Origin of the sequence: Burkholderia sp. Z1, assembly GCF_014893795.1 — a bacterium.
GTDB lineage: Bacteria > Pseudomonadota > Gammaproteobacteria > Burkholderiales > Burkholderiaceae > Burkholderia > Burkholderia theae.
Window position 1 is genome coordinate 2573533 of record NZ_JACFYL010000002.1, and the last position, 12902, is coordinate 2586434.

Genomic DNA, 12902 nt, shown 5'->3' on the forward strand with positions numbered 1-12902 from the left:
CCGCATGCGACAAACGCGCGCTTCATTTTTTCCGCGACGCTTTCGCCGCCGGTGTGCCGCGTTGCGCGGCGGCAGCATCACCGCCCGACGGCCATTGCGTCTCGTCGAGCAAACGGTCGAACAGCCGCGCGCGCTCGTCGTCCGACAGCGGGCACAGCCCGAACATCGCCGATAGCGCGAGGCCCCAGGCCGCCTTCCAGCGCAGCAGCGCAAGATCGGGATCGCCCGATTCGGCCGCGATGCGCTTCGCGTTCTCGCCATCGATATCCCGAACCCGCTGCAGCGGCGCGGGATCCTCGACCAGCGCGGCCATGATCGCGAGCGCCGCCGACGGCTGCTGGTCGATCACTTCGCGCATCGTCGCGATCTGCGCGGACAGCGTCGGCTGCGCCTCACCGGGATCGCGTGCCGCCAGGTAGTCGCGCTGGAATCGTTGGTAGTACTCCTGCTGATGTTCCATCAGCGCGTTCAGCACGTCGCCTTTCGTACGGAACTGATGCATCAGCCCGCCCTTGCTGATGCCGCTTTCGCGCGAAATCGCATCGAACGTGAGCTTGCCCGGGCCGTCGCGCTCGAGGATCGCGAGCGCCGCCTGGATCGCGGCAGTGCGCGTTCGCTCGGAACGCGTCGGGTTATCCATGAACTTTCCCCGGTATGGAGTGGCGCAATGCGACCGCGCCGAACCGGCCCGACCGCATGCAGGAAGTGCGCGGAGTCTATCACAAACAAACCGCCTGGTCGGTTTACATCCGGAAATGGCGGTGCTACGATCGGCTCCCGCATCGGCTCCGGCCGGATTCAGCGCTGTTTCGCGCACCGGTCATCGGTATGCGATCGCCGCCTGCGGCGCGGCTGCTGGGCCGATGAGTACTGCCGGACCACCTGCCGCTCCCGATATTCATGCGGTCATTACGCCCCAAAAACAAACCGTTTGGTTGGTTTTTTTATGAACCCCAGGCGGCGACGCCACCCTGTTGCACCACCCTTCGCACCGGCGCTACCGGCGCGGACCCCACCCCGGAGAATCAGATGAATCGATCGATCAAGTCCAGCTACCTGCTCAATGCCGCACTGTGCGTCGCGCTCGCCGGATGCGCCGGCGTCCAGCCCGCCCGCTACAGCGGCATCGAATCGTCGCCCTACCTGCGCAGCGATCCGCAGGACAAGTCCGGCCGCGTGCCCTACCGCTACGCGCTGCCGGCGGACTGGCATCAGTACCGGAAGCTGATTCTCGACCCGGTCGCCGTCTATCGCGGCACCGACCATCAGTTCGGCGACCTGACCGACCAGGACAAATCGACGCTCGCCGCGTACATGGGCGACACGTTCGCGAAGAAGCTCGGCAAGCGCTTCGAGCTGACGAGCACGCCGGGCCCCGACACGCTGCGTGTGAAGCTGACGCTGACGGGCGCCGTGACGACCACGACGTTTGCTGGCGCATTCGCGCATTTCGATCTCGCGGGCAACGTCTACAACGGCGTGCAGGCGATCCGCGGCCGCGAAGGCGCGTTCACGGGCTCGGTCATCTACGCGGTGGAGATCCGCGATGCAGCGACGAACCGGTTGATCAACGCGTACGTGACGAAGCAGTATCCGAATGCGATGAACATCGGCGCGAGTTTCGGCGCGCTCAGCGCGGCGAAAACCGGCATCGACAAGGGCGCCGATGCACTCGTCGCGCAATTCGACTGACACGCGCCGGCGCACGTTGGCGTGTTTCGCGCGCGTGTATGCCCACTGGCCGCGGGCCGCGCTCTTCTGGATCGTTCCGCTCGCGGCCGCCGCGTTCTGTATCACATGTGGCGTCGCGTCGCTCGGCAGCCGCGGGCCGACGATCACGCTCGCGTTCGCGACAGCCGACGGACTGGAAGCCGGCCGATCGACACTGCGGCTGCGCAACGTCGAAGTCGGCCGCGTCACGAACGTACGCGCGTTGCGCGGGCAACCGGGCGTGCGCGTCGAGGTACGACTGAACACCGATGCTCAGGCACTGGCGGTTGCGGATACACGCTTCTGGATCGTGCGGCCGCGCATCGGGCCCGGTGGCCTTTCCGGTCTCGATTCGTTGCAGTCCGGCGCCTACATCGCGGCCGCGCTCGGCGATTCGCGCGAACCGCGCACGACGTTCATCGGGCTCGATGCACCGGCGCGCGCGCGTCGGCCAGGTGACCGGTTATGCACTCGATACCGGCGGGCACGGCGTCTCGATCGACGTGTTCGTCGCCGCGCCGTTCGATCGGTATGTCGACGCGGATGCGCGCTGGTGGCAGGCGGGCGGTCTCGGCCTGCGGCTCGACGCGGGCGGCATGACACTCGGCACGCCGTCGCTCGCCGCGCTGCTCGCCGGCGCGCTCGCGTTCGCGGCGCCGCCGGGGCGCACGTCGATCGACGCGGCGCCGGACGGCGCGCGCTTTCGCGTGGCCGACAACGAAATCGACGCGATGCGCACGCCGAACGCGCCGGCCGCGCCCGTCGTGATGCGTTTCGATCGTTCGCTGCGCGGCCTCGATGTCGGCGCGCCGGTGGATTTTCGCGGCATCGAACTCGGCAACGTGACGGCCGTCGGCACCGAATACGACGCAGCACGCGGCGACGTAACGATGCGCGTGACGATGGCGCTCTACCCCGATCGCCTCGGGCAGCGCTACCGCGACGTGCTCGGCGACGGCAACACCGATGCCGGCAAGGCACTGCTGCGCGCGCTCGTCGCGCGCGGTTTGCGCGGCCAGTTGCGCATGGGCAATCCGATCGCGAACCGCTCGTACGTCGCGCTCGACATGTTCCCGCACGCGCCGCCCGCGTCGGTCGACACGAATCGCGAGCCAATCGCGCTCCCGACCGTGCCCGGCACGCTCGACGTGCTGCGCGTACAAATTGCGGATATCGCCGGAACGCTAGCCCGGATGCCGCTCGATCGGATGGGCGCGAATCTGAACGCAGCGCTCGTCAACACCAATGCGCTGTTCGCGCAACTCGATACCGAACTTGCACCGCATGCGCACGATGCGCTGAGCAACGCACGACAGGCATTCGCGGCCGCGCAGGCGACGCTGCGGCAAGAAGGTGCGAACGCATCGAACCTCCACCGCACGCTGGCGCAATTCGCACGAGCATCGAGTACGCTGCGCGCATTGGCCGGCGATCTGGAACAGCATCCGGAATGGTTGTTACCGAATGTATCGGGCACCACGCATCCGGCCCGTACGGCGCCGTGAGCGCGTCGCGCGGCACTGACGGATTTTTACGACGAACGCACGCACTGCATGCCAAATTTCCCGCGCAGCAGTATGCTGGTGTCGTACGGCTGCGCACGGTGCCTCGGGTAACCCCGCCATTCGCACGTTGTCGCGCCGCCGTCGCAACCGCAATCATGCGTTGCAAGGAGGGATTCGTGATGACCACCACGCATCAGCACTTCCACCTCGAACTACGGCACGCCACCGCGCCGACCTATTTCATCAGCTACCTGTTTCCCGCCTTGCTGTTCGTTTACGAACTGCTGCGCGTCGGCCAGTGGATCCGCGATCACGGGATGCAATTCGCCGCGTTCAAGCAGATGGGTTACGAGTATCTGCTGATGCTGCTGTTCGTCGGGCTGCAGATCGTCGTCGAGGCGATCTTCCTGCTCGGCGCCGCGATGCGCCGCGACAATCGCGACTTCGAACACCGGTTGCCGAACGTGATCCTCGGCATCGGCTGCTCGATCGCGCTGCTCGCGATCGATCTCGCGATCCAGCTGGCGTTCTGACAACGGGCGGGCCCGGCCCGCCGGTTGCCGGGGCGCTCAGGCGCCCGCGTCGCGCAGGAACGTCGCCACGGCGGCCAGCACGTCGTCCGTCCGCTCGCGGTGCGGCATGTGCCCGCATTGGCCGAGCAACAGGAACGACGACGGCCCCGCGACGCGCGCGGCGATCCGCTTCGGATGCACGTCCGACCCGTATTCGTCGTCTTCGCCGTGAATCGCGAGTGTCGCGCATTGCACGCGCGGCAAGTCGTCCTCGAGATTCCAGTCGCGAAAGGCCGGCGACAGCCACGTGTCGACCCACGCGCGCAGCACCCATTCGGCCTTGTCGCCGTGATAACGCGCGAGCCGGTCGAGTTGCCCCGGTTCGTCGAACTGCTCGCCGGCGTCGCGAATGCCGGCCAGCGTGCGATCCTCGACGAATGCTTGCGCGGCGACCGTGACGAGCGCGCGACAACGATCCGGATGCGCGGCGGCACATCCGACCGCCATCCCGCCGCCGACGCTGTGCCCGAACGCGACGAACGCATCGACGCCGAGCTGTTCGAGCAACGCGTCGAACGCGTGGTCGGCCTCATCGCGCACGAAGGTCGTGCCGAGCGTTCCCGGATGACGGTCCGAGCGGCCGAAGCCGAGGCGGTCGTACGCGATCACGTCGCGTTGCGTGGCGCTTGCGAGTTGCGCGGGAAAGTCGCGCCACAGATCGACGCAGCCGAGCGAATCGTGCAGCAGCACGATCGGTGCGGCCGGTGCGGATACGCCCGCCGCGTCCTGCAGCGGACGGGCGCGCCAGCGCTTCGCAAAGAGACGCCCTTGCGGCGTCTCGATGGTGGTCTCCTCGATCAGGCTCTCGGTCATGTGTCTGTCGTCTGCGTAAAAGCGGCCGTCCATGGACGGCCCCATCGAATCGCCGCATGTTGGCCCGCGAGCGCGCGCGGCGTCAAGCAAGCCCTCACCGCGCGCGGGCTCATTCGGGCTGCGGCGGCAGGTAGTCCATCTGCGCTTCGTCGTACAGCCGGTAGATCAGCGCCTGCATCGCGCGGATGTCCTCCGATTCGTCGAGCATCCGCATGCTCATGATGATCGGCGACACGAGGTTCGGATCGTCGAGCGGCTTGTAGCTGATGTCGTCGCGCTTCAGCCCATACACGCTGTGCGGCACGACCGACACGCCCTCGCCCATCGCGACGAGGCCGAGCGCGATCTGCAGTTCGCGCGTCTCGTAGATCCGCCGCGGTTGCAGCGCGCGATCGTGGAAGGCAGCAAGCACCTGGTCCGCATAGCTCGGGCGCGGCGCCTTCGGGAAGATGATCAGCGTGTCGTTCACGAGATCGTGCAGCGACAGCACGGGCTTCGCGCTGTCGAGCACATGGCCGACCGGTAGCGCGACGATCATCCGCTCTTCGCGCAGCACGACGCGCCGCACGCTCGGATCCTCGTGGCGGATACGCCCGAACCCGACGTCGATGCGCCCTTCCTTCAGCGCCTTGATCTGATCCATCGTCGACATCTCGTGCAGGCTCAGCTCGACGGCCGGATACTCGCTGCGAAAGCGCCGGATGATCTTCGGCAGCATCCCGTACAGCGTCGAGCCGACGAAACCGACCGACATGCTGCGCTCGATCTTGCCGACCCGCTTCGTCATCGATTCGAGTTCGGTCGTCTGCGCGAGCAGCTGCACCGCATGCGAATAGAAGAAACGCCCCGCGTCGGTCAGCTTCAGCGGCCGCGCGTTACGCTCGAACAGCGGCACGCCGAGCGTCTCCTCGAGCTGCTGGATCTGCCGGCTGAGCGGCGGTTGCGCGATATGCAGCCGTTCCGCCGCCCGCGTGAAATTCCGCTCCTCGGCGACCGCGACGAAGTAGCGGAGGTGTCTCAACTCCATTTTCGATGTCTCCCGGACAGGGTCCCGACGTCAAGCCACCGCCGGACCATGCCATGACGATACCCCAGGCGGCGCCAACCGCCACGCGCCGCCCTGCGCCGCCCAAAGCAAAACGGGAAGCCCGCGAGCTTCCCGTTGTTTCATCGACGCCGCCTGACGGCAGCGTCACGACCGCCCATCACACCTCGGTCGCGTAGAGCGCGTCGCGCTGCGCGTTGCTCAGCGAGTCGAGCGGCACGTCCGGCAGCTGATAGCAGATCATCGTGCCGTACAACTCGGCGAGGCAGTTGCTGCCGGCGTCGAGCGCGTAGCCGTCCTCGCCGTCCGGTGCCGGCGGGTACACTTCGCGCCACGCGTTGATCGCGGCTTCGATTCGCACGATGGAAACGGGTCCGGCCTTCCGCTCGGCGGGTGATGCGCTCATGGATTCCTCTGGGATGCGCGCTCCGCGGGCCGTGCCGGCCCGGATGGAACGATGGAAACGCCGGGCGCCGCCGGCCGCCGCGCGCCGCGCGCGCCGGATGCCGATCCGCGCTGCGCCTGTCGCGCCGGCCGGGCCGTGGCCCGGTAGGGTCGGGCAATATAACCGGCTTTGACCCCGTGCAGGCAAAAGCCGGGAAAAAAAACGGGAAGCGCAAGGCTTCCCGTTTCATCGCACGTCGCGCGGCTGCGTGCCGCGCCCGCGTCAGCCCGCGGTTTCGCGATTCGTCACCGATTGCGGCTGCGCGCCGCGGCTCGCGGCGATCCACGGCGCGATCTCCATGTCTTCATAGCGCACGAAACGGCTCTTTTTCAGGAACCGGAAACCGAGCCACACGACGAGGAACAGCGGAATGCCGACATAGGTCGCGATCACGCCGGCCCAGTCGATCCGGTTCGCGAGGAACGCCTGATAGTCCTGCCCGAGCGCGATCACGAGGCACAGCACGAACGCGAACAGCGGGCCGAACGGGAACCACTTCGACTGGTACGGCAGCTGGTCGAGCGCGTAACCCTGCTGCACGTAGCCCTTGCGGAACCGGTAGTGGCTGACCGCGATGCCGAGCCACGCGATGAAACCCGTCATCCCCGACGTGTTCAGCAGCCACAGGTACACGGTCTTGTCGCCGTACAGCGACGTGAAGAAGCACAGCGCGCCGACAGCCGTCGTCGCATACAGCGCGTTGCGCGGCACGCCGCCCGGCGACAGCTTCGCGAACACCTTCGGCGCGCGGCCTTCGGTCGCGAGGGTGTAGAGCATCCGCGTCGACGCGTACATGCCCGAGTTGCCGGCCGACAGCACGGCGGTCAGGATCACCGCGTTCATCACGCCGGCCGCGAATGCGAGGCCCGCGTGGCGGAACACGAGCGTGAACGGGCTCACACCGATGTCGGTCACGTCCGTCTTCAGCAGGTTCGGGTCGGTATAGGGAATCAGCACGCCGATCACGAAGATCGCGAACACGTAGAACAGCAGGATGCGCCAGAACACCTGGCGCACCGCGCGCGGGATCGTCGTGCGCGGGTTCTCCGACTCACCGGCCGCGACGCCGATCAGCTCGGTGCCCTGGAACGAGAAGCCCGCGATCATCGCGACGCCCATCAACGCCGGCAGGCCGCCCGCGAACGGCGCGTCGCCGATCGTCAGGTTGCCCCAGCCGTTGCTCGGCGCGCCCTTCAGAATGCCGAAGATCATCAGCAGGCCGACGCCGATGAACGCGACCACGGTGACGACCTTGATCAGCGCGAACCAGTATTCGGCTTCACCGAAACCGCGCACGGTGAGCGCGTTGAGCAGGAACATCACGCCGAGGAAGGCCGCGCTCCACCACACGCCCGGCACGTCCGGAAACCAGTAGTGCATCACGAGCTGCGCGGCGACCAGTTCCACCGCGATCGTCACGGCCCAGTTGTACCAGTAGTTCCAGCCGAGCGCGAAACCGAAGCCTTCGTCGACGTATTTCGCGCCGTAGGTCGCGAACGAACCCGACACCGGCATGAACGCGGCCATCTCGCCGAGGCTCGTCATCAGGAAGTAGACCATCAGGCCGATCAGCATGTACGCGACCATCGCGCCGCCGGGGCCGGCCTGCGAGATCGACGCGCCGGACGCGACGAACAGGCCCGTGCCGATCGAGCCGCCGATGGCGATCATCGTCAGGTGGCGCGCCTTCAGCGCGCGATGAAGCTTGGGTGGGTTCGCGGACGAACCGGGTGGGTCGGATTTCGGAATTGCGGACATAAACGAGACGAACGTTGAGCGGGCCGGCATCCGTAGCCGGCGCATGCGGAATCGGAGCGCGAGGCGCGTCCTGCGATGCATTCGATGCGGCCCCGATACGCGTTGCGCGGCGGGCGCCTGCGGCGAAGCGCGGATTCTACCTGATTCGCCACGGGGACAGCGCACGCGCAAACGCCCGCCGCCACGACGGAGATTTCGCAGAATCAAGGAGTTGGCGGCATCCGTTCCACGCATGGCGCGTCCCGGTGCAATAACCACGAATGCATGGGGGTTATCGGGTTTACCGATTCGCAAAAAGTACGTGCCTTCCTGTCGCAATCCGCCAAATACCGCGTCGATACGCCAAATCAACCGATGAGCGCACCATTATTCAGACAAAACGACCGATACTGGTAATTGATTCAAATCAAATCGCCCGCGTGCAATGCGGTAATGATGCGTAATCGTTTCGAATCGCCGTTCCCGCATGCATGTTTTGCATGCGCACGCGAGTTGCAGGAATTCGCGAGATAATGCGGCTTAATTCGAAATAATCAGCGCGCGGAACCGTCGACGACGCGAATATCCGCCGCCCGCCCCCCTCGAGGATGAAGTCATTCCCACTGCCCGCCACGCTGCGCCGCCATACGGCGTCGATCGTGGCACGCGTTCTGTCGCCCCGCGGCGTGCTCGTTGCGGGCATCGTCCTGCTGATGTTCAGTTGGGGACTTTCCACGTCGCTATTAATCGAGGCGCGGCGTGACGCGTATGATCATGCGGTCGAAAATGCGCGCAACCTGATGTTGCTGATCGAACGCGATATCGCGCGCAATATCGAACTCTACGATTTGTCGCTGCAAAACGTCGTCGACGGCATCGCCGATCCGGAACTCATGACACTGCCGCCGCGCCAGCGCCACCGGCTGCTGTTCGACCGCGCGGCGACCGGCGAGTATCTCGGATCGATATTCGTGATGGATCCGCACGGCAATATCGTGATCGATTCGGGCGCATCGCCGCCGCGCAACGGCAATTTCGCCGACCGCGACTATTTCGCCGCGCAGCGCGACCGGCTCGTCCAGGGGCTGTATCTCAGCCGGCCGTATGCGTCCCGGCTGCGCGGCGGCGCACTGACGATCGCGCTCAGCCGCCGGATCACGCTGTCCGACGGCACGTTCGGCGGCATCGTCGTCGGCACGCTCAGCGTCGACTACTTCCGCGCGCTGCTCGACGGCCTCGCGGTCGGCAAGCACGGCAGCGCGGCGATCGTCGAGGACAACGGCACGCTCGTGTCGCGCCTGCCGTACGACGCACGCGTGGTCGGCCTCGACCTGCACGATTCGCCGCTGTTCATCGAGTCGCTGCACAGCCGCGCCGGCGAGCTGACGGGCACCGGCACGATCGACGGCATCCGGCGCGTCTATGTCTACAAGCATCTCGCCGGCCTGCCGCTGATCGTCGACGTCGCGCCCGCCGAGATCGACATCTACGCGTCGTGGCACCACCGCGCGGTCTGGACCGTCGTGCTGATGTGCCTGTTCACCGGGTTCATCGCGTGGGGTTCGCTGGCGCTGTCACGCGAGCTGAAGCGCCGGCAGATCGCCGAATCGAAGCTGTACCGGCTCGCGCACACCGATTCGCTGACGGGCCTCGACAACCGCGGCACGTTCGACACGGTGCTCGCGAAGGAGACGCAGCGTGCGTCGCGCAGCGGCCGCCCGCTGTCGGTGCTGTTCGTCGACGTCGATCACTTCAAGGCGTTCAACGACTACTACGGCCACCTGGCCGGCGACGAGGTGCTGCGCCGCGTCGCGCAATCGGCATCGCGCTGCCTGCGCCGCGACGGCGACCACGTCGCGCGCTACGGCGGCGAGGAATTCGTCGTCACGCTGCCCGACACCGACGCGCGGGGGGCGGCGACCGTCGCCGAAGGTATCCGGCGCGCGATTGCAGGGCTCGACATCGCCCACGTGCAAAGCCCGTACGGGCGCGTCACGGCCAGCATCGGCACGGCGACCGCCGCCGACGGCCGCATGAACGCCGCGACGCTGCTGCGGCGCGCCGACGAGGCGCTGTACCGCGCGAAGTCCGGCGGCCGCAACCGCGTGTCGGACGCGCAGCCGACGCAAGACGCGGCGTGACGTGACGTGATGTGACGTAACGCGGCGGCCGGCCCGGCCGGACCGCCCCGCCGTGGACAGCCCGCGCGCGTTCGGCTACGTTACGTCTGCTGCGCACGCGGCGCGGCGCCGGCCCGCGCAGGCCGCCGTGCGCGATCCGGCCACCCCAGTTCCGTCATGACCGCTTCTCTCCCTACCCGGCTGCCGCTGCTCCTGCGCAACGCGCTTCGCCCGCTGTTCGACCCGTACCGCCGCTACCGGCACGCGAAGCTGATCCATGCGGCGCGCGTCGCGCTCGCGATTCTCGTGTCGATCGGCCTGTCCACCGGCCTGCGCGTGCCGCACGGCGAGTGGTCGACGATCACCGTGCTGATCGTCGTCGGCGGGCTGCAGCATCACGGCAACATCCGCAAGAAGGCGGCCGAGCGCGCGCTCGGCACGTCGATCGGCGCGCTCGCGGGGCTCGGGCTGATCCTGCTGTATTCGGTCGTGCACGCGCCGCTCGCGATCTACCTACTGATGGCGGTGGCCTGCGGGTTCTGCGCGTATCACGCGATCGGCAAGGCCGGCTATATCGCGCTGCTGTCGGCGATCACGATGGTGATCGTGGCCGGGCACGGCGACAACGAGATCGTCGACGGCCTGTGGCGCGCGGTGAACGTGCTGACCGGCATCGCGATCGCGCTGGCGTTCTCGTTCGCGCTGCCGCTCTATGCGACCTACTCGTGGCGCTACAAGCTGGCCGACGCGCTGCGCGCGTGCGCGGCCGTGCATGCGCGGCTCGCGGGCGACCGCCACGTGAGCGACGACACCCACCTGAAGGAAATGGCCGCGCTGAGCGCGCTGCTCGTGCAGCTGCGTTCGCTGATGCCGTCGGTGTCGAAGGAATGCGAGACGTCGATGATGCAGCTCGAGGCGATCCAGCGCAGCCTGCGCCTGTGCATCGGCTACCTGGAGATCCTGTCGAGTGCGGTGCCGGCCCGCGACGACGTCGCGGCCCGCGAATACATGCGCGTCGACATGAAAGCCGTGAACCGGCGCATCCGCGACACGCTCGTCGGCGCCAGCCGCGCGCTCAAGTTCGGCACGCCGGGCCGGCTCTCGCCGCGCCGCCGGCCGGCCGATCCACCGCACGACGCGCCGCCGCCGCAACTGTCCGGTTATGTGTCGATCACGGCCAAGCTGGCCGGCGAAGTCGATCAGTTGCGCGAGAAGCTGCTCGATACCGCCCAGTCGTGGAATATCTGAAGCAAGCGGGAATCCGGGTTTCGCACGCCTGTCTTTCATATTCCTTTCGGTACGGTGGGTCGGCGACCTGACGACGACGGCCCCGCCCTTCCACCGATCCGGCCCCGGAAATACGGCCCGCGACTGCAGCTTGCCCGGCCCGTTTCTGCCGCCATTTCGCGCCGATTCGCACGGCGTTCTCCACCTGGTTAACCGCCCGCCAGGCCCGCCGCGACAGGCCCGACGACGAATCCGCGCGAAAATCAGCCCTTGCCCCAACTTCCCGGACAGCCGATACTCGCATATTCCGCGAAATACGATCCCACCGGACCCAATCCACGGTAATTCCTATGAGCACGATTCTCGAAAGCCTCCCGACCGGCCAGAAGGTCGGTATCGCCTTCTCCGGCGGCCTGGACACCAGCGCCGCGCTGCACTGGATGAAACTGAAGGGCGCCGTCCCGTACGCATATACGGCGAACCTCGGCCAGCCCGACGAAGACGATTACGACGCGATCCCGAAGCGTGCGATCGAATACGGCGCAGCCGGCGCCCGCCTGATCGACTGCCGCGCGCAGCTCGTCGCCGAAGGCATCGCGGCGCTGCAAAGCGGCGCGTTCCACATCACGACCGCCGGCGTCACGTACTTCAACACGACGCCGATCGGCCGCGCCGTGACGGGCACGATGCTCGTCGCCGCGATGAAGGAAGACGGCGTCAACATCTGGGGCGACGGCAGCACGTACAAGGGCAACGACATCGAGCGTTTCTACCGCTACGGCCTGCTCGTGAACCCGGATCTGAAGATCTACAAGCCGTGGCTCGACCAGACGTTCATCGACGAGCTCGGCGGCCGCGCTGAAATGTCCGAATTCATGCGCCAGGCGGGCTTCGCGTACAAGATGTCGGCCGAGAAGGCCTATTCGACCGATTCGAACCTGCTCGGCGCGACGCACGAAGCGAAGGATCTCGAAAGCCTCGAAAGCGGCATCAAGATCGTGAACCCGATCATGGGCGTCGCGTTCTGGCGCGACGACGTGAAGATCGCCGCGGAAGAAGTGACGGTGCGCTTCGAAGCCGGCCAGCCGGTCGCGCTGAACGGCATCGAGTTCACCGACCCGGTCGAGCTGCTGCTGGAAGCCAACCGCATCGGCGGCCGCCACGGCCTCGGCATGAGCGACCAGATCGAGAACCGGATCATCGAGGCGAAGAGCCGCGGCATCTACGAAGCCCCGGGCCTCGCGCTGCTGTACATCGCATACGAGCGTCTCGTCACCGGCATCCACAACGAAGACACGATCGAGCAGTACCGCGAGAACGGCCGCCGTCTCGGCCGCCTGCTGTACCAGGGCCGCTGGTTCGACCCGCAGGCGATCATGCTGCGCGAAACCGCGCAACGCTGGGTCGCGCGCGCGATCACCGGCGAAGTGAAGATCGAACTGCGCCGCGGCAACGACTACTCGATCCTGAGCACGAAGTCGCCGAACCTCACGTATCAGCCGGAACGCCTGTCGATGGAGAAGGTCGCATCGACGTTCTCGCCGCGCGACCGGATCGGCCAGCTGACGATGCGCAACCTCGACATCACCGATACGCGCGACAAGCTGCGCGTGTATTCGCAAGTCGGCCTGCTGACGCCGGGCGAATCGTCGGCGCTGCCGCAGATCAAGAGCGACGAGAAGTAAGTCGCGCTGTTGATTGCGGCCGGGCGGCGGGTTCTGCCGCCCG

11 protein-coding genes and 1 pseudogene are annotated in these 12902 nt (G+C 67.0%); 7 read left to right on the forward strand and 5 right to left on the reverse strand.

Features of this window, described 5'->3' with window-relative positions:
* Window positions 1-22: 22 nt before the first annotated feature.
* Window positions 23-640 carry a TetR family transcriptional regulator gene (locus H3H55_RS28460; protein ID WP_193101117.1) on the reverse strand — a complete coding sequence of 206 codons (618 nt, stop codon included), beginning with the start codon at window positions 638-640 and terminating at the stop codon, window positions 23-25.
* 389 nt (window positions 641-1029) lie between these two features.
* Between H3H55_RS28460 and H3H55_RS28465 the strand changes: the two genes are divergently transcribed.
* The 4 genes and pseudogenes from H3H55_RS28465 to H3H55_RS28475 all read left to right on the forward strand — a co-directional run bounded on the left by H3H55_RS28465 (window position 1030) and on the right by H3H55_RS28475 (window position 3748).
* Window positions 1030-1692: a DUF3313 domain-containing protein gene (locus tag H3H55_RS28465; RefSeq protein WP_193101118.1), complete on the forward strand. Its 663-nt coding sequence runs from the start codon at window positions 1030-1032 to the stop codon at window positions 1690-1692.
* Window positions 1667-1954, forward strand: a pseudogene (locus H3H55_RS37415) (MlaD family protein); the annotation flags it as partial. The gene H3H55_RS28465 and the pseudogene H3H55_RS37415, both read left to right, overlap by 26 nt.
* Window positions 1955-2042: 88 nt before the next feature.
* Window positions 2043-3215 (forward strand): MlaD family protein, encoded by a 1173-nt coding sequence (locus H3H55_RS37700; RefSeq protein ID WP_319022335.1) that lies wholly within the window; start codon window positions 2043-2045, stop codon window positions 3213-3215.
* A gap of 179 nt (window positions 3216-3394) precedes the next feature.
* Complete coding sequence (locus H3H55_RS28475) at window positions 3395-3748, forward strand: hypothetical protein (RefSeq protein WP_048250085.1); 354 nt, start codon at window positions 3395-3397, stop codon at window positions 3746-3748.
* A 36-nt stretch (window positions 3749-3784) separates the two neighbouring features.
* On the opposite strand, the gene H3H55_RS28480 is transcribed toward H3H55_RS28475, so the two are convergent.
* The 4 genes from H3H55_RS28480 to H3H55_RS28495 all read right to left on the reverse strand — a co-directional run bounded on the left by H3H55_RS28480 (window position 3785) and on the right by H3H55_RS28495 (window position 7848).
* Window positions 3785-4600, reverse strand: a complete 816-nt coding sequence (locus H3H55_RS28480; protein ID WP_193101119.1) for an alpha/beta fold hydrolase — start codon at window positions 4598-4600, stop codon at window positions 3785-3787.
* A gap of 109 nt (window positions 4601-4709) precedes the next feature.
* Window positions 4710-5627, reverse strand: a complete 918-nt coding sequence (locus H3H55_RS28485) for a LysR family transcriptional regulator (RefSeq protein WP_193101120.1) — start codon at window positions 5625-5627, stop codon at window positions 4710-4712.
* A 178-nt stretch (window positions 5628-5805) separates the two neighbouring features.
* Window positions 5806-6051: a DUF3717 domain-containing protein gene (locus H3H55_RS28490; protein WP_048250082.1), complete on the reverse strand. Its 246-nt coding sequence runs from the start codon at window positions 6049-6051 to the stop codon at window positions 5806-5808.
* A 261-nt stretch (window positions 6052-6312) separates the two neighbouring features.
* Window positions 6313-7848: an amino acid permease gene (locus H3H55_RS28495; RefSeq protein WP_048250081.1), complete on the reverse strand. Its 1536-nt coding sequence runs from the start codon at window positions 7846-7848 to the stop codon at window positions 6313-6315.
* 587 nt (window positions 7849-8435) lie between these two features.
* On the opposite strand from H3H55_RS28495, the gene H3H55_RS28500 reads away from it, so the two are divergent.
* The 3 genes from H3H55_RS28500 to argG all read left to right on the forward strand — a co-directional run bounded on the left by H3H55_RS28500 (window position 8436) and on the right by argG (window position 12859).
* Window positions 8436-9968, forward strand: a complete 1533-nt coding sequence (locus tag H3H55_RS28500) for a sensor domain-containing diguanylate cyclase (protein WP_193101121.1) — start codon at window positions 8436-8438, stop codon at window positions 9966-9968.
* Window positions 9969-10124: 156 nt separating this feature from the next.
* Window positions 10125-11195, forward strand: coding sequence for an FUSC family protein (locus H3H55_RS28505; protein ID WP_193101122.1), 1071 nt, complete (start codon window positions 10125-10127; stop codon window positions 11193-11195).
* Window positions 11196-11524: 329 nt separating this feature from the next.
* Window positions 11525-12859, forward strand: coding sequence for an argininosuccinate synthase (gene argG, locus H3H55_RS28510; protein ID WP_193101123.1), 1335 nt, complete (start codon window positions 11525-11527; stop codon window positions 12857-12859).
* Window positions 12860-12902: the final 43 nt, after the last annotated feature.

Coding starts and splice junctions, on each gene's coding strand:
- H3H55_RS28460 (WP_193101117.1), bottom strand. CDS start 640: ATGGATAACCCGACGCGTTCCGAGCGAACGCGCACTGCCGCGATCCAG.
- H3H55_RS28465 (WP_193101118.1), top strand. CDS start 1,030: ATGAATCGATCGATCAAGTCCAGCTACCTGCTCAATGCCGCACTGTGC.
- H3H55_RS28475 (WP_048250085.1), top strand. CDS start 3,395: ATGACCACCACGCATCAGCACTTCCACCTCGAACTACGGCACGCCACC.
- H3H55_RS28480 (WP_193101119.1), bottom strand. CDS start 4,600: ATGACCGAGAGCCTGATCGAGGAGACCACCATCGAGACGCCGCAAGGG.
- H3H55_RS28485 (WP_193101120.1), bottom strand. CDS start 5,627: ATGGAGTTGAGACACCTCCGCTACTTCGTCGCGGTCGCCGAGGAGCGG.
- H3H55_RS28490 (WP_048250082.1), bottom strand. CDS start 6,051: ATGAGCGCATCACCCGCCGAGCGGAAGGCCGGACCCGTTTCCATCGTG.
- H3H55_RS28495 (WP_048250081.1), bottom strand. CDS start 7,848: ATGTCCGCAATTCCGAAATCCGACCCACCCGGTTCGTCCGCGAACCCA.
- H3H55_RS28500 (WP_193101121.1), top strand. CDS start 8,436: ATGAAGTCATTCCCACTGCCCGCCACGCTGCGCCGCCATACGGCGTCG.
- H3H55_RS28505 (WP_193101122.1), top strand. CDS start 10,125: ATGACCGCTTCTCTCCCTACCCGGCTGCCGCTGCTCCTGCGCAACGCG.
- argG (WP_193101123.1), top strand. CDS start 11,525: ATGAGCACGATTCTCGAAAGCCTCCCGACCGGCCAGAAGGTCGGTATC.